Origin of the sequence: Amycolatopsis sp. cmx-4-83 (assembly GCF_046548815.1) — a bacterium.
Classification (GTDB): Bacteria; Actinomycetota; Actinomycetes; order Mycobacteriales; family Pseudonocardiaceae; genus Amycolatopsis; species Amycolatopsis pretoriensis_A.
In genome coordinates this window covers 1-15,181 of record NZ_JAEBEF010000005.1, presented here as the reverse complement: position 1 = coordinate 15,181, position 15,181 = coordinate 1, and the positions used below count along the sequence as shown (strand labels likewise).

The window sequence follows — 15,181 nt, the reverse complement described above, 5'->3', positions numbered from 1 at the left end:
CCGGCTAGCCGGACGCCCCCGTGCCGCCCGGCCCGCGCGGTGCGGGCACGACGAAGGCGATCACCCCGGCCGCCAGCCCGACGACCACGGAGAGGTGCACCGCGGTCGGGACGGCGCTGATCAGGAACAGCCGCAGCGACCCCGAAATCAGCAGCCGCCACATCCTCGGGCTCATGATCGACAATTACCCGGCCCCGGCGGGCGCCAACCCGGCCGCACCGGCCACGATCAGGTGTAGAGCACCGGGTCGCCCCAGCCGAGTTCGGGCAGGCCGTTGGACAGCCCGCCCGCCATCCGCGCGCCGGCGAGCATCGGGTGGACCGTGGTGTCGGTGCGGTAGGCCACGAGCCGCAGCCGGAGCACTTCGGAGACGTCGACGCCGAGGTGCGCCGGCGACCCGAGCTTCACGGTGGCCCCGGGGTGGGCGACGCCGTCGAGGAAGACCTCGAAGTAGCCGGTCTGCTGGGCGTCGCTCGCGTCGTCGAGGACGCCGACCGTCGCTTCGAACTTCTTGTACTTCCGCCCGAGGGTGTATTCGACGACGCCGCGGGGTTCGCTGCAGAACATCGAGCAGCGGTAGGCGATGCCGTTGCCGTAGTGCGTGCCGTCGATGCCGACCGCGCCGAGCCGGACGTCCGGCCCCTTCGAAACCGGCTTCAATTCGGTGGTCAGCAACAGTTTCCGGCGCCGCGCGAGCGGGACGAAACCGGGAACGGCGAACTCCCCCGGCTCGCTGCCGGGCTTGGGGTGTTCGGCCTGGCCGGCGATCGCCCGGATCAGGCTCTGCACGCCGGGATCGTCCAGCTGGAACTGCTGGATCTTGTAGTGCGACGCGGAATAGGGCGTGAGGAAGCCGGGGATCTCCTCGATCGCCCGGCCGGGCAGCACGACCGGGAGGATCCGCGCGGTGTACTCGTCGATGTCGCTGCTGAGCTGGTTGCGCAGGATGGCGCCCTCGAACTGGGCGCCCCAGCCGATCTGCGGCGGCTCGTCGCCGTCGAGCCGCCGCCGGTAGACCGGGGACGCGATCGCGAGCGTGAAGTCGGACTGCTGCAGCTGACGCGCCGCCCACTTCGCCCAGTCGATGCGGTACCCGTCCGCCCACTGGTCCAGGTGCACCTCGAGACCCACGTGCCGGTGCAGGAACTCGGCGAACCGGCGCACGAGTGTCTTGTGGGTCTCGTCGTCGTGCGAATACGACACGAAAACCCGGGGGCGGCGCGTCACCATCGTTCTCCGTCCGCTCGGGGGCGCCACCAGAGTCGGTGTCCCGTGGGTTCTCGTTACGCGTGCCGGGTGCGGGCTTCGCCGATGACGACGGGGTCGAGGTCCGGGTGGATCTCGTCGGCTTGGGCCCAGAACCCGGCCGCCTCCTCGCGCGAACCGCGGGCGGCCGCCACATTGCCGAGGCTGGTGGAGGCGCGTGCCGCTGTCGGCTGGCGGTCAGGTTGCCGGGGCCGGGGTGGGCTTCGGTGTCCCGCGGGTTCTCGTTACGCGTGCCGGGTGCGGGCTTCGCCGATGACGACGGGGTCGAGGTCCGGGTGGGTCTCGTCGGCTTGGGCCCAGAACCCGGCCGCCTCCTCGTGCGAACCGCGGGCGGCCGCCACGTTGCCGAGGCCCGTGTACGCGCGTGCCGCCTCATGACTGCTGTCGCAGGCTTCCGCCCGCGCCGCCGCCTCGCGGTAGGCCGCGGACGCGAGATCGTGCTCGCCGGTGTGGAAACGGGCCCAGCCCAGGCAGTTCAACGCCATCGCGGCGTCGAAGTCCAGGTCGAGCCGGTCGAACACGGCCAGTGTGCCGGTCGCGAGCTCCGCGGCTTCGGCCGCCTCGCCGAGTCCGACGAGCACCAGGGCGATGCCGCGGTTCGTGATGGCGGCGTTGCGCTCGCTGCCCGTCTGCTCGTAGAACTCCAGCGCCGTCCGCAACGCCCGCAGCGCGGCCGCGTGCTCGCCGCGGTAGTGGTCGGCCCAGGCGTGGTGCGCGAGCGCCGTCGCCTCGCCGTGGCGGTCGCCGATCGCGCGGTACTCCCGCAGCGCTTCGCGGTAGCACTCGGACGCGCCGTCGAGGTCGCCGCGGTCGACCAGTGCGACGCCGAGGTTGGCCGTCGTGGTGGCCAGCGCCCACCGGTCGCCCGCCGCTTCGGCCGCGGCGCGGGCCCAGCGGTGCGTCGCGATCCACGGGTCCCACAGCTTCGCCAGGAAGAAGTAGCCGCGCAGGAAGAACGCGAGCTGCCAGCACCGGTCGTGTTCGCCCAGCTCGCCGGCCCGGCGGCAGAGCGCCACCAGGTTCGGCCACTCGGCGCGGAACCACGTGACGCCGTCGGCCGCCGGTGGCTCGGGGAGGCCGGCGGGGTAACCGATGTCCGGGCGGTAGCGCTGCGGGGCCAGTTCCCGGTCGGCCCGCTCGGCCTCCCGGACGGCGAACGCGGCCAGCCTGCCGAACGCCCGTTCCCGCTCGCCCCGTTCGTCGTCCAGGCTCCCGGCGGCGAACTCGCGCAGGAGGTCGTGGAAGCCGTAGCGGTCGGCCGCGGGCTGGGTGACCAGGTACGCCTCGTGCAGCCGGTCGAGCAGCCGGTCGGTCTCCCGCGGCGGGAGCCCGGCCAGCGCGCTCGCCGCGAGGACGTCGAAGTCGCTGCCCGGGTGCAGGGCCAGCAGCCCGAACAGCCGGGCCTCCGCGGCGCCGAGCTGCCGGGCCGACACCGAGAAGACCGCGGACAGGTTGCGTTCGCCGTCGTCGAGCTGGCCGAGCCGGCCGGCTTCGCTCGCCAGCCGGCGGTCGAGTTCGGCCAGGTCCCACGCCGGGTGCGCGCGCAGCCGGGCCGCGGCGATCCGGATGGCCAGCGGCAGCCGGCCGCACCGCTCCGCCACCCGGGCGGCGTCCACCTCGCCGGTCCCGGTCAGCGCGGAGACGAGCTCCGTCGCGGCGGCGGCGGGCAGCACGTCGAGCGAGACGTGCCGGACGTCGTCGAGCGCGCTCAGCCGCGAGCGGGTCGTGACCAGGACGCGGCACTTCGGTTCGGCCGGCAGCAGCGGCCGGACCTGCGCGGCGCTGCCCGCGTTGTCCAGCACGAGCAGCAGGCTGCGGCCGCGCAGCCGCGAGCGGTAGAGGGCGGCGCGGTCGTCGGGGTCGGCCGGGATCCGCTCCGCCGGCACGCCCAGCACGCGCAGCAGGCGGTCGTGCACCGCGGCGGCGGGCACCGGGGTGTCGCCCTGGCCGCGGAGGTCGACGAACAGGCAGCCGTCGGCGAACGCCGCTTCGAGCCGGTGGGCGCAGCGGACCGCGAGCGCGGTCTTGCCGACGCCGCCCATGCCGGAAACGACGCAGACGCCGGCGTCGGCTTCGAGCGCGTCGCGGACCGCCTGCAGTTCGGCGGCCCGGCCGGTGAAGTCCGCGGTCGCCGGCGGCAGCCCCGACGGGCGGACGTCGGGCCGGGTGCGCCGGCGGGCCGGTTCACGCGGGAGCAGCGCGGTGAGCGCCCCGGGCGCGCCGAGTTCGGCCTCGCACAGGGCGGCGAGCGCCGCGTTGGGCGTCGTGAGGCCGGTTTCGACCTTGCTCAGGTAGCCCTTGCTGTAGTGGACGCGGTCCGCCAGTTCCGTGAGGGAGAGGCCGGCGGCACGGCGCAGGCGGCGCAGCTCGGCGCCGAACGTCGCTCGTTCGCTCATCAGCACCCACCCTCGTCGAAGGACAAGTATGGCCGTGGAGACGGTGCCGGGACACCGTCCGGGAAGGCCGGCCGGGGCGGCGGCCCCGGCCGGCTCGTGGTCGTGTCGCATGCCGGCCTCAGCCGAACACGACGGTCAGCAGGGCCAGGACGAGCCCGATGGCGTGGGTCTGCATCGTTACCGCACCTCCTCTCCGTACGCGGCGACCACCGGGGTGAGCTGCTGCGGCGCGCCGGCGAGGACCGGCTGGTGGCTCAGCACGACCCCGGCCACCAGCGCCGCCGCGGTCAGCCGAAAAGCCAGCCGCAGGAGCAGCGAAAACGAACAGACGACCTTCATTTCGACTCCTTCGACTGGGCGCACGCGGGCGCCACTCGGGCACCCGGGAACATCCCGTGGTCTTGTGGTTTATCGCCGCGGAATCGGTGCGGCCCTTGAAGAATGCGGCCGATCGGAACGGTCCGACAAGGAGTTTCCTGTTTCCGCTAACGAGAGGAAAGGAAACCCCGGCATAACGATCCGTTCGTCCCGCCATGATCGACTGGACACCGGCCGCGGGGGTGACGATTATTGATCCCCGTGCGTGGAACGGGCAGGGGAGGAACGGTGGACCTGAGTGCGGCGGACGTGGTCGGTGAGCTGAAGATTCTCCGCAAGGGGAGGGCAATTTTCACCACACCGCTCGGCGATCGGGTCGGCCCGGCGTTGCGCCGCACATGTGGCATTTTGGAAGATGACGACACCGTGGAGATCCGGCGTAAACTCGCGAATCGCTTGCGCCCGCTCGTCGAGACGCTGCCGGAGGACCTGAAGATCGCGCTGCTGGCGGCGTTCGCGCTGGACGAAGCCGCCCGGAAGCCGTTCTACCAGGAGCGGGTGCACTGGGCGGCGATCACGCTGGACCGCGACGACCGCACCGTCCGGCGGCGCATCGACGACGGCATCGAGCAGATCGCGGCAATGGCGGTGGCGGCGGGCAGGCAGCAGTCTCCGTCGCCCTACCCGAGCCGCAGTTGGCACACCGAAGAACTGCGCGTCTCACTGGCGCTGGACCAGCCGGTGGCGGAGGTGTTCGAAATCCGGCGGGTGGTCGCGGACGCGGACGAAATCAGTGAACTCGATCTCGCGCTGACGCTCACGACGCTGGCCAATTCCGGGGATTCGGTGAGTGCGGCGGATCTCGAGGTCGACGTGTTCCACGGCGGTGTGCTCACCAAGCGCGAGATGGAGTCGAGCGACCGCGTCGGCCTCGCGTTGCGATTGCCGGTGCCGTTGCAGCGCGGTCAGCAGCACGAGATCGCACTGCGGTTCCGGGCGCGGCTGCGAGAACCGCATTACGTGTGCGTCCCGCGGCACCCGTGCGAGTTGTTCGACCTGCACGTCCGCTTCCGCGACGAGGTGCCGGACCGGATCGTGCGGCTGGAGCGGGCGTTCCAGAACGACACGCGCGACCGGTTCCCGCGGGGCACGGCGCTGACCGCCGACGACGCCGGCGAGGTGCACGTCCAGTTCCGGCACCTGGCCCCGGGCTTCGCCTACGGCATCCGCTGGCAGCCCGGCACCGAACCGCCTCGTGAGTGAGAAACAGTGTTCTGATCCTGTTTCTCACTCACGAGGTCGGGATCAGCCGGTCGGGGCCAGGGACGTCGGCACTTCGCCGGGTACGCCGAGCAGCTTGGCCTCGCCGAGGTTCAGGTAGTTGCCGGAGTCGCCGCACGAGCCGGACTTCACCGGCTGCCAGCCGATCTTCAGGCGCAGGACGCCGGTGACGTCGAGGTCGACCGGCGTGGGCTTGTTCAGTTCCAGGACCGTCGTGAGCAGCTTGCGGCCGTCGCCGAAGACCTCGAGCTGCACCTTCAGCCCGGAGTCCGCGGAGTTGTCGTCGAGGCCGGCGGTGGCGGTGAACTTCCGGTAGCCCTTCGAGATGTTGTACTCGGCCGAGTCGGCCTCCGAGCACTCCTGGACGCCGGTGCCGACCGTGTGCAGGTACGGCTTGCCCCCGATGTTGCCGGTTTCGTGGCTGCGGTCGAAGGATCCCTCGACCGGGCTCAGCTCGCTCAGGTACTGCTCGACCGTCGCTTCCCCGGCGGAACCGGAGGCGGGGACGGCCGAGGCGGACGTCGTCGTGCTCGCGCTGGTGGGGGCGGCGGCGGTCACCGTGGCGGTGGGCGGCGCCTGCGTGACCGTCACCGGCGCGGGCGCCGCCGACGGGGTGCCGCCGGAACTCGCCAGCGCCACCGTCGTGACGCCTGCCGCGGCCAGCACCACCGCCGCGGCCGCGAAGGGGATCCACTTCTTCCGCTTCTTCGGGGGTGGGCTGTACAACTGCTCGCCGAACATGTCGTCTCCGATCGGGAAGGGTGGCGGGGCCGCGTGGCTCCGCGCGGTTTCGGTGGGCGGTGGCCGGTCGAGGCGCGGCCCGACGGGGGCCCCGACGAGGTCCGGCAGCATCGCGGTGAGCACGGTCGCGACCTGGCCCGCCCGCGGCCGCAGCGACGGCTCGACGGCCAGCAGCAGGCGCAGCAGGTCCCACAGCGGCGCCGGGATCTCCCCGGGACGGCCCGGGCCCTCGCCCGCGTCGCGGACGAACCCGCCGGCGAACGGCGCGACCCCGCAGTAGAGCTCGTAGAGCACGACGCCCAGCGAGTAGAGGTCGGCGGCGGGCCCCGGCCGCTCGCCGCGCACGACCTCGGGTGCCGCGTACTTCGACGCGGTCGCCAGCGACGTGTGCGTCCGCCGCGGGGCCAGGAGCGCGACGCCGGTGTCGGTCAGCTTCGGCACCCGCACCGCACCCGTGTCGTCCATCAGCACGTTCGACGGCTTGACGTCGCCGTGCACGACCCCGGCGTCGTGCACCACCTGCAGCGCCGCCGCGATCCCGGCGCCGATCCGGGCGAGCTCGGCGGGCAGCAGCGTCCCCGACGCGCTCAGCCGTTCGCGCAGGGAGCCACCCGGCACCCGGTCGACGACCAGCGCGACCACGTCGCCCTCGACGACGATGTCGTGCAGGGTCACCAGGTGCTCGTGCACCAGCCCGACGAGCGGGGACTGCGCGCGCAGGAACCCTTCGACGGCGTCCCGGTTCCCGGTCAGGCGCGCGTCGAGGAGCTTGACGGCGTACTCGCGGCCGTCGGGGCCGGTGCCGGCGAAGACTTCGCCCGCCGGTCCGCGACCGAGGGGAGGGCCGAGCCGGTAGCGGTCGGCCAGCTGACGTTCCATGGTTATTCGCCTTTCTCGCGGCCCGGCCAGATCAGCCGTTCGACGGTGAACAGCGCGGACACGAACGGCCGCGGGAGCCGCACGACGCGCTTCGCGGCCTGTGCCTTGGCCGACAGTTCGGTGGCCGCACCCAGCGCGTCGACGAGGTCGCGGGCGGCGCCGTCGACCAGCTCGGTCGCCCGCGCGCGCGGGCCGCGGCCGCTCAGCGCCAGTGCGATCCCCAGGTCGAGCCGGGTCTCGACGGTTTCCGGGTGGGTGCGCCCCAGCAGCCGGATCTGCGGTTCGAGGATGTCTTCGAGCAGTTCGGCCTGGCGGCCGAATTCGCGCAGCTGGGCGTGCGCCAGGCCCATGCCGTGCCGGATCCGGTAGCGCAGCGGGTGGTCCGCGCCGAGCACCCGCAGCACGACCTGCTCGGTGGCGGACAGCACGGCCAGTGCCCGCTTCGGCTGGCCGAGGGCCAGCAGGGCGCGGTCGGCGAACACGGCGGCGGTCAAGGTCAGCGGGTTCTCGGAGCCGTACCGCTTCGCGTAGTTCCCCTCGAGCTCCCGCAGCTCGGCCGCCGAACGCTCCCAGTCCGCCGGGGTGGCGCGCAGGTCGCGCAGGTCGAGCGCCAGCATCGCGTCGGCGCGCACGAGCTCGGCTTCGACGCAGCGGGCGTGCCGCTCCCGGCCGGTCGCGTGGTACTCGTCGACGACTTCGCCGGCGACCTCCCGCGCCCGCCGGGGCCGCCCGGCCAGCTGGAGGCTCCGCGCGTACTCGAGGCGGGTGGCCGGCGCGAGCTCGTCGCGGACCGGGCCCGGTGGCGCGTCCCGCAGCTCCGCGAGCACGGGGTCGAGGAGTGCGACGGCGTCCCGCGGCCGTCCGCGCAGCCGCCGGGCGACGGCCACGGCGAGCGCGGCCCGGTAGCGCTCTTCGCCCTCGGCCGGGAGGTCGTCGCCGTGCCGCGCCCAGAACGTCCGGTCGGCGCCGGCGTAGTCGCCCTGGCAGTCGAGGGCCTGCGCTTCGGCGAGCCCGGCGGCGTACCGCTCGGCCTCGTCGCCGGCGCGCGCCAGCGCCGCCCGCGCGTGGCCGGCGGCTTCCGCGTACAGCCCGCAGGCGATCTCGACGCGGGCTGCCGCGGTGAAGTCGCCCGAGGTGGCTTCGCCGGTCGCGAGGACGACCGCGTGGACCTCGCCCGCCGTGCCCGGGTCGCCCTGCGCCTCGTACGCCGCGGCCACCGGGCGGAGCAGCCGGACCCGGTGGCCCGGGGCGTGCTCGGCCAGTGCGCGGGCGTGCTGGAGCAGGAAGTCGCGGTCGCCGGGGAGCCGGTCGAGGAGCGCCTCGGCCGCACGCGTCGCGAACTCGGCGGGGGCGGGTTCGGTGCGCGCGACCTCGACGACGAGGGCCTGCAGCCGCAGTTCGCCGTCGGTCAGGACGGCGAACCCCCGCGTGACGAGGTCGTCGACGGCCGCGGTCAGCTCCGGCGCGCCGACCGGGCCGAGCACCGCGCACGCCAGGTCCGCCGGGAACGGCACCGGCGCCAGCACGGTGCCCAGCCGGACGACGTCGCGGGCCAGCGGGCCGAGTTCGGCGAGCAGGTCGCGGATCGCCTGCGGCGCGGTGTCCGGCAGCGCGGCGAGGACGTCGTCGGTGAGCGGCCCCGGCCGGTGCCGGACCGCGAACGCGGTGGCCCGCAGCGTGACCGGGTGCCCGCCGCAGCGGTCGGCGAAGCGGAGCACGGCTTCGCGTTCGGCGTCGTCGGCCGGCGCCCGGAACTCCGAGAAGAGCCGCAGGCCCTCCTCCGGCGTGAGGCCGGGGAGCTCGATCGTCGCCGCGTCCCACGGCGCGTGCCCGTACCGGCTGGTGATCAGCGTGTGCACCCGGTCGCTCGGCAGCAGCAGCCGGTCGAGGACGGCGGGCGGCAGGCCCGCCGGGACGTCGTCGACGAGCACCAGCACCCGGTCGCCCGCCGCGTCGATCCGGTCGGCGAGCAGCTCGCGCAGGCGGTCGAGGTCCAGCCCGGACACGTCCGTGCCGAGGCGGTCCGCGGCGGCACGGGCGAGGGCGAGCGGGAACTGGGCGAGGAAGTCGTCCGGTTCGTGGTGCCCGAACGGGCCCAGCCGGATCACCCCGCCGCCGAACGCGTCGTGGAACAGGTAGGCGTACTGCTCGGCCAGCGCCGTCTTGCCCGCGCCCGGCAGGCCGCGCAGCACGGCCACCGGCCGCGAATACGCTGTGGCACCCGGGAAAGCGGCCGCGTTCAGTGCACTGTGGACGGACCACAGCTCCGGGTACCGGCCGGCGAGCCGCGGTGGGGGCCGCCGGCCCGGCGGGGCCGTCCGCCCGGTGGGCGCGCCGAGCGGGACGCGGGTGCGCTCCACCTTCCGCCGCACCCGGCCGACCAGCTCCGGCAGCGCGCCGTCGGTCACCGGGCCGGTGCAGAACTTCGCGTCGGCCAGCTCGACCGGTGCGAGGTGGTCGGTCCCCGGTTCCGGGTTGATCACCAGCACGCGGTCCGCCGGGTCGCCGTGGCGCCGCGCGGCGACGAACGCGGCCGTCAATTCCCACTGGCACGCGTACCGGGACGGCAGGATCCGCGAATAGTAGACGAGCAGCACGCGCGAACCGGCGATCGCGTCCGCGAGTTCACGGGTGATCGGTTCGAAAAGGCCGATCCCGGAGTCGCGGAACACGCGAAGCCCGGCGGAGCGCAGCGCTTCTTCTATCCGGTCGACCGCGATCGCGCCGTCGGGGTCGGCCCGGGTGAAACACAGGAACACGTCGAATCGGTCCGCGGTGCGGGTGCCGGACAGACCGGGATCGGGATCCGTCATCGGGGAACACTCTCCGGTGGCGTCAAGTGGGGGCATTTCAGTGGGTGATCATGATGGGGTCCTGGTGGTCGGCGGCGGTACGGGCGGAGGATCGGTGCCGGGCTCGTTTTCGCTACCGCTCTTCGCGCGCCGGCGGGAATTGTCAAGAATTTGACCTGTAGTCCGGTGGTGTCCGCCGGGGCCGCCGAACAGGCGGTTTCTGGTTAACGGACAACTTGTGGACAAGAAGTGCGGCCGTGCAACGCCCCAGGTCAGCGCCTCGATAACCGAATTGTTCGGAGTGCGAATCGTAGGAGCGGACATGGAATGCGCGGATGATCCACAGTGGCCGGTGAGGCGGGCGGAGCCGTGACCCTCCTCGTCATCCTGCTCGTGGTCGTCGCGGGCGGCTCCCTGTGGTCGGCCGCGACCACCTGTTCGCTGACCGGGTTCGCCCCCGGCGCCACCGTGGTCAGCCAGGTGATGGGGCCCGGGGCGCACGCCGATTTCGCGGCGGCCCTCGCCGCCGTGCCCGGCGTGCGGGTGCTCGAACGGGCCGACGACGCCGTGCTGGTGTCGGCGATGCCGGTGCCCGGGTCGCTGGAGCGCGGGCTGGGGCTGTTCGCCGTCGCCCGGCGCACCGAGGACGACGGGATCGTGCTGCTCGGCCGCGGCAGGCTGCCCGTGGCGCCCGGGCTCGAAGCCGCGCTGCGGCAACTGGAACGCGACGTGCGGATGCGGGTCTCGGAGGACCCGCGGTCCGGCGGCGATCGATGACGCCCCTGGTGGCGGACGCGAGGAGGGACCCGTGGAAACCGTGATCTCGGCGCCGGCGGTGCCGGAAGCACTGGACGGCTATTCCGTGCCGGCGGACTTGCCGCGACCGGAGGGCAAGCTGGGGAAGGAGGAGCTCGACCCCGTCGTGGCGGCCGCGCGGGCCGGGGACCCGGAGGCCGTGCAGACGCTGCTGCGGCTGGTCAAGCCCACCGTCGTGCGGTACTGCCGCGCGCGGATCGGCGGGCGCGACCTCTCCTACCTCTCCGCCGACGACGTCGCGCAGGAGGTGTGCCTGGCCGTGCTCAAGGTGCTGCCCGGCTACCAGGACCGCGGGGGCTCGTTCCTGTACCTCGTGCGGGCCATCGCCGCGAACAAGGTCGCCGACGCCTTCCGGTCGGTGGCGCGCGACCGGTCGAAGCCGGTGCCGGAGCTGCCGGACCGCCCGCTCGGCGGCAACGAGCCCGAGAGCCACGTGCTCGACCTCGACCTCGGGGCCCGGCTGGGCAAGCTGCTCGCGCTGCTGCCGCCGCTGCACCGGGAGATCCTGTCGATGCGGATCGTGGTCGGGTTGTCGGCGAACGAGACCGCGGACGCGCTCGGCATCTCGCCGGGCAACGTCCGGATCACGCAGTACCGCGCGCTGACGAAGCTGCGCGGCATGATCGGCGAACGCGGGCTCTGAGCGTCACTCCGGCCGTGAGCTGAAGGGGACCTTCAGCTCACGGCGCGGGGCCTTGCCCGCTCAGCCCGCTACGGCTTTGCGCAGCTGGCTCAGCGCCCGGTGCTGGGCGACGCGCACCGCACCCGGCGTCGATCCGACCGCCTCCGCCGTCTCCTCCGCGGACAGGCCGACGGCGACGCGCAGCACCAGGATTTCCCGCTGCTTCTCCGGAAGGACCCGGAGCAGCTTCGCCATGCGCTCGCCGAGTTCGCGCTGCAGCGCGTGGTGCTCGGGGTCGAGCGCCGCGTCGACCTCGTCCGGCAGCTCGGCGACCGGCTCGGCCCACTGCCGCGCGGCGGCCTTGCGGGCGGCCTCGACCTGGTGGCGCGCGATCCCGCAGACGAACGCCGGGAAGGACCGCTCCGGCCGCCGCCCGGGCAGGGCCTTCAGCACCGCGAGGCAGACCTCCTGCACGACGTCGTCGGGATCCTGCCCGGTGCCGAGCCGGGCCCGGCAGTAGCGCACCACGAGCGGCCGTATCGCGGCCAGCAACCGGTCCGGGCCGGCCGGTTCCCGGGCAGCGCTGCTCGTCATGACGTCCTCTCCCCATCGCCCACGCCGGCGGATCGCGCACCGGCAGGGGGACTACCCGTTTTCCGGACGGCCCGACCCGCGCCCGCCGAATTCCCCGCTCTGTCCGGGCAAGCCGCGCCGCGGACGGCGATCCCTCGATCAAGTCACCGGATGACCATCGGCGGCTCGGGCCCGCGCGATGCGAGCCGACGCCGAGCGCGGATCCTGGAGGTCGCGCGCACGGCGCCGAAGGCGTCCAGTGCCGAGCCGGCGTTGCTGCCGGGCGTCGTGAAGCCGCCGGCCTAGGGCTCCTGCTGCCGGAACGCGTCCAGCACGCGACGCTCCCTTTTGGTCGGCCGCCCCGCGCCGCGGTCCCGGCGGGCGACCGGGATCGCCGTCTCCGGCGGGGGTTTCGGGGTGCGGTCCACGTAGCACGTCGCCGCGTCCGGGGCGCCGACGCGCTTCTGGATCACGCGGACCACGTCGAGGACCTTGGTCGTGCCGGCGATGCGCAGGCGCACTTCGTCGCCCGGGACGACGGTCGTCGCGGGCTTCGCGGGTTTGTCGTTGACGCGCACGTGCCCGCCGCGGCACGCCGCCGCGGCGTCCGGTCGGGTCTTCGTCAGCCGGACCGCCCACAGCCAGCGGTCCACACGGGTCGACTCCACAGTCGTCCATCATGGCCCATTCAGCGGAACTCCCGCACAACCCGGCGATGTTACTCATGGGTATATGTCGACTTGTCTGCACCACTGAGCTATAACCTGTTCTAATATACCTCAACGGTGAGGACTATCACATGCGCGACGAATCCATGTGGAGTACAGCTTCTGGGGGAGTTTCCCGCCGTCTCTTCATCGCAGGAACCGGTTCTATCTTGGCGGGCGCCGCGCTGGCCGGCCGAGCGTCGGCCACGACCGCCGGAGCGGCCACCAAGGCCGCCATCCCCGACGGCGCCTCGGTCTCCGCGCTGGTGATCGGCACCGGCTACGGCGGCTCGGTCGCCGCGCTCCGGCTCGCGGAGGCCGGCGTCGACGTGCACATGGTCGAAATGGGCATGGCCTGGGACACGCCCGGCTCGGACGGCAAGATCTTCGCCAACACGACCACCCCCGACCAGCGCTCGTTCTGGTTGCGCACCAAGACGAAGCAGCCGCTGTCCAACTTCCTCGGGTTCCCCATCGACCGGGACATCCCGCGCTACACCGGCATCCTCGACGCCGAGGAGTTCAGCGGCATCACCGTCTACCAGGGCCGCGGGGTCGGCGGCGGCTCGCTCGTCAACGGCGGCATGGCCGTCACGCCCAAGCGGGAGAACTTCGGCGCGATCCTCCCGACGGTCAACGCGGACGAGATGTACAACACCTACTACCCGCGCGCCAACGCCGGGCTCGGCGTCGCCACCATCCGCCCGGCCTGGTTCGACACCACCGACGCCTACCAGTACGCCCGCGTGGGCCGGAAACAGGCGCAGCGGTCCGGGTTCCCGTTCGTGTTCGTGCCCGACGTGTACGACTGGAACTACATGGAGCAGGAAGCCGCGGGCACCGTGCCGAAGTCGGCGCTGGCCGGGGAAATCCTGTACGGCAACAACTACGGCAAGAAGTCCCTGCAGAAGACCTACCTCCCGCGGATCGCCGCGACCGGCCGCGTCACCATCTCCCCGCTGCACCGCGTGACGCAGGTGGTGCCCGCATCCGGCGGCGGCTACACGGTGACGATCGAGCAGCTGACCACCGCGGGCGCGGTGGCCACCACCAAGACCGTGACCGCGGCCAAGGTGTTCTTCGCCGCCGGCAGCGTCGGGACGAGCAAGCTGCTGGTGAAGCTGAAGGCAACCGGCGCGCTGCCCAACCTGAACGGCGAGGTCGGCAAGGGCTGGGGCGACAACGGGAACGTGATGTGCGGGCGCGCCAACCACATCTGGGACCCGACGGGCAGCCTCCAGTCGTCCATCCCGTGCGGTGGCATCGACAACTGGAACGCGGGCGGTGCCTTCGCGGAGGTCGCGCCGCTGCCGACCGGGATCGAGACGTGGGCGTCGTTCTACCTGTCGATCACGAAGAACCCGAACCGCGCGCAGTTCACCTGGAACCCCACCACGCGCGCGGTCGAGCTGAACTGGCAGACGGCGTGGAAGCAGCCGTCGATCGACATGGCGAAGACCATCTTCGACAAGATCAACTCGACGGAGGGGACGATCTACCGGACCGACCTCTTCGGCGTGTACAAGATCTGGGGCGACCATCTCACCTACCACCCGCTCGGCGGCGCGGTGCTCGGCAAGGCGACCGACAACTACGGCAGGCTCGCCGGCCACCCGGGCCTGTACGCGATCGACGGCTCGCTGATCCCGGGCAACACCAGCGTCAACCCGTTCGTCACGATCACGGCGCTGGCCGAGCGCAACATCGAAAAGATCATCGCGACCGACTTCTAGCTGTGATGTCCAGGGACGTTGCCCCGGATTGAGGTGACCAGGCACGGCCTGTCGTGCAGACAGGTGAAGGCCTCCGGTTGTGAAGTGGAGCTGTCTAGGAACCGCTTCACCCATCCGGAGGCCTTCGTGTCCCACCCTAACGCCACCCTGACCCCACGCACCCGAATGCGGCTCGCACGGTTGATCGTCGAACAAGGCTGGACCTGCACCGAAGCGGCGAAAATGTTCATGGTCGCCGCGAAAACCGCCCGCAAGTGGGCGCAGCGCTACCAAGACGAGGGCGAAGCCGGGATGGCTGATCGCAGCAGCCGGCCACACCACAGCCCGACCCGCACCCCCGAACACCTGGTGCGGGCCATCGTGCGGCTGCGATGGCGGCAGCGCCTGGGCCCGGTCCAGATCGGCGGCCGGCTCGGGCTACCCGCCTCCACGGTGCACGCGGTACTCGTTCGCTGCCGGATCAACCGCCTCTCCCGCATCGACCGAGTCACCGGCGAACCGCTGCGCCGCTACGAACACGACCATCCCGGCTCACTGATCCACGTCGATGTCACCAAGTTCGGCAACATCCCCGACGGCGGCGGACACCGCTACGTCGGCCGGCAACAAGGCGAGATCAACAAACGAGCCACGCCCGGCCTGCCCCGCGGCGCGGACTATAAGCCCCGCACCGGCACTGCCATGCTGCATACGGTCATCGATGATCACTCCCGCGTCGCCTACGCCGAAATCCACACCGACGAGACCGCCGCGACTGCCACCGCGGTGCTACGCCGGGCGGTCGCCTGGTTCGCCGAGCTGGGCGTGACCGTCGAGCGGGTGCTGTCCGACAACGGGTCGGCCTACCGCTCCCACTCCTGGCGGGACACCTGCGCCGAGCTGGGTGTCGCCCCGAAACGGACCCGGCCCTACCGGCCCCAGACCAACGGGAAGATCTGTGAAGACTGGGGCTTGGTGCTGCGTCGGGCTGGTCTGACCCCGGCCAAGGTGTGACCCACGGGTAGTTCGTGGTGTCCTGCGTTCGATTTGTCGGCCCGCTCGGGCGCAGCACCGCATG

General features: G+C 72.6%; 13 protein-coding genes and 1 pseudogene. 6 read left to right on the top strand and 8 right to left on the bottom strand.

Annotated features, from left to right (window positions below):
• Positions 1-4 precede the first annotated feature (4 nt).
• The 4 genes from ACLJQM_RS15810 to ACLJQM_RS15795 form a co-directional block, all read right to left on the bottom strand.
• Positions 5-175 carry a hypothetical protein gene (locus ACLJQM_RS15810; RefSeq protein WP_360766116.1) on the bottom strand — a complete coding sequence of 57 codons (171 nt, stop codon included), beginning with the start codon at positions 173-175 and terminating at the stop codon, positions 5-7.
• A 53-nt stretch (positions 176-228) separates the two neighbouring features.
• Complete coding sequence (locus ACLJQM_RS15805) at positions 229-1,227, bottom strand: SEFIR domain-containing protein (RefSeq protein WP_410631832.1); 999 nt, start codon at positions 1,225-1,227, stop codon at positions 229-231.
• A 263-nt stretch (positions 1,228-1,490) separates the two neighbouring features.
• Positions 1,491-3,662 carry an ATP-binding protein gene (locus tag ACLJQM_RS15800; protein WP_410631831.1) on the bottom strand — a complete coding sequence of 724 codons (2,172 nt, stop codon included), beginning with the start codon at positions 3,660-3,662 and terminating at the stop codon, positions 1,491-1,493.
• 177 nt (positions 3,663-3,839) lie between these two features.
• Complete coding sequence (locus ACLJQM_RS15795; protein WP_360766125.1) at positions 3,840-4,001, bottom strand: hypothetical protein; 162 nt, start codon at positions 3,999-4,001, stop codon at positions 3,840-3,842.
• A gap of 267 nt (positions 4,002-4,268) precedes the next feature.
• Here ACLJQM_RS15795 and ACLJQM_RS15790 point away from each other — a divergent pair, with 267 nt between their 5' ends.
• Positions 4,269-5,243 carry a hypothetical protein gene (locus ACLJQM_RS15790; protein ID WP_410631830.1) on the top strand — a complete coding sequence of 325 codons (975 nt, stop codon included), beginning with the start codon at positions 4,269-4,271 and terminating at the stop codon, positions 5,241-5,243.
• A 42-nt stretch (positions 5,244-5,285) separates the two neighbouring features.
• On the opposite strand, the gene ACLJQM_RS15785 is transcribed toward ACLJQM_RS15790, so the two are convergent.
• Positions 5,286-6,881 (bottom strand): protein kinase domain-containing protein, encoded by a 1,596-nt coding sequence (locus ACLJQM_RS15785; RefSeq protein WP_410631829.1) that lies wholly within the window; start codon positions 6,879-6,881, stop codon positions 5,286-5,288.
• 2 nt (positions 6,882-6,883) lie between these two features.
• The gene (locus ACLJQM_RS15780; RefSeq protein ID WP_410631828.1) at positions 6,884-9,694 is read right to left on the bottom strand and encodes a TIR domain-containing protein; all 2,811 of its coding nucleotides are present in this window, start codon (positions 9,692-9,694) and stop codon (positions 6,884-6,886) included.
• Between the two features lie 348 nt (positions 9,695-10,042).
• Between ACLJQM_RS15780 and ACLJQM_RS15775 the strand changes: the two genes are divergently transcribed.
• A complete protein-coding gene (locus tag ACLJQM_RS15775; protein WP_410631827.1) occupies positions 10,043-10,450 on the top strand; it encodes a hypothetical protein in 408 nt (135 codons plus the stop codon).
• Positions 10,451-10,481: 31 nt separating this feature from the next.
• On the top strand, positions 10,482-11,132 hold the full coding sequence (gene shbA / locus ACLJQM_RS15770; RefSeq protein WP_410631826.1) for an RNA polymerase sigma factor ShbA: 651 nt from the start codon (positions 10,482-10,484) through the stop codon (positions 11,130-11,132).
• Positions 11,133-11,192: 60 nt separating this feature from the next.
• Here the strand turns inward: shbA and ACLJQM_RS15765 are convergent, their stop codons facing one another.
• On the bottom strand, positions 11,193-11,705 hold the full coding sequence (locus ACLJQM_RS15765; RefSeq protein ID WP_410631825.1) for a sigma-70 family RNA polymerase sigma factor: 513 nt from the start codon (positions 11,703-11,705) through the stop codon (positions 11,193-11,195).
• 150 nt (positions 11,706-11,855) lie between these two features.
• Between ACLJQM_RS15765 and ACLJQM_RS15760 the strand changes: the two genes are divergently transcribed.
• Complete coding sequence (locus tag ACLJQM_RS15760; protein ID WP_410631824.1) at positions 11,856-11,990, top strand: hypothetical protein; 135 nt, start codon at positions 11,856-11,858, stop codon at positions 11,988-11,990.
• Here ACLJQM_RS15760 and ACLJQM_RS15755 read toward each other — a convergent pair.
• Positions 11,987-12,352 carry an RNA-binding S4 domain-containing protein gene (locus ACLJQM_RS15755; RefSeq protein ID WP_247019620.1) on the bottom strand — a complete coding sequence of 122 codons (366 nt, stop codon included), beginning with the start codon at positions 12,350-12,352 and terminating at the stop codon, positions 11,987-11,989. The two genes, ACLJQM_RS15760 and ACLJQM_RS15755, sit on opposite strands and share 4 nt — an antisense overlap.
• Before the next feature lie 209 nt (positions 12,353-12,561).
• Between ACLJQM_RS15755 and ACLJQM_RS15750 the strand changes: the two genes are divergently transcribed.
• Together ACLJQM_RS15750 and ACLJQM_RS15745 are read left to right on the top strand one after the other, a co-directional pair.
• Positions 12,562-14,124, top strand: a complete 1,563-nt coding sequence (locus ACLJQM_RS15750; protein ID WP_247019621.1) for a GMC oxidoreductase — start codon at positions 12,562-12,564, stop codon at positions 14,122-14,124.
• Between the two features lie 126 nt (positions 14,125-14,250).
• A pseudogene (locus tag ACLJQM_RS15745) lies at positions 14,251-15,060 on the top strand (IS481 family transposase); the annotation flags it as partial.
• Positions 15,061-15,181: the final 121 nt, after the last annotated feature.

What these genes read in the sequence shown, in the direction of transcription:
- ACLJQM_RS15810 (WP_360766116.1), bottom strand. Translation starts at nt 175, where the DNA reads ATGAGCCCGAGGATGTGGCGGCTGCTGATTTCGGGGTCGCTGCGGCTG.
- ACLJQM_RS15800 (WP_410631831.1), bottom strand. Translation starts at nt 3,662, where the DNA reads ATGAGCGAACGAGCGACGTTCGGCGCCGAGCTGCGCCGCCTGCGCCGT.
- ACLJQM_RS15795 (WP_360766125.1), bottom strand. Translation starts at nt 4,001, where the DNA reads ATGAAGGTCGTCTGTTCGTTTTCGCTGCTCCTGCGGCTGGCTTTTCGG.
- ACLJQM_RS15785 (WP_410631829.1), bottom strand. Translation starts at nt 6,881, where the DNA reads ATGGAACGTCAGCTGGCCGACCGCTACCGGCTCGGCCCTCCCCTCGGT.
- ACLJQM_RS15780 (WP_410631828.1), bottom strand. Translation starts at nt 9,694, where the DNA reads ATGACGGATCCCGATCCCGGTCTGTCCGGCACCCGCACCGCGGACCGA.
- ACLJQM_RS15765 (WP_410631825.1), bottom strand. Translation starts at nt 11,705, where the DNA reads ATGACGAGCAGCGCTGCCCGGGAACCGGCCGGCCCGGACCGGTTGCTG.
- ACLJQM_RS15760 (WP_410631824.1), top strand. Translation starts at nt 11,856, where the DNA reads ATGACCATCGGCGGCTCGGGCCCGCGCGATGCGAGCCGACGCCGAGCG.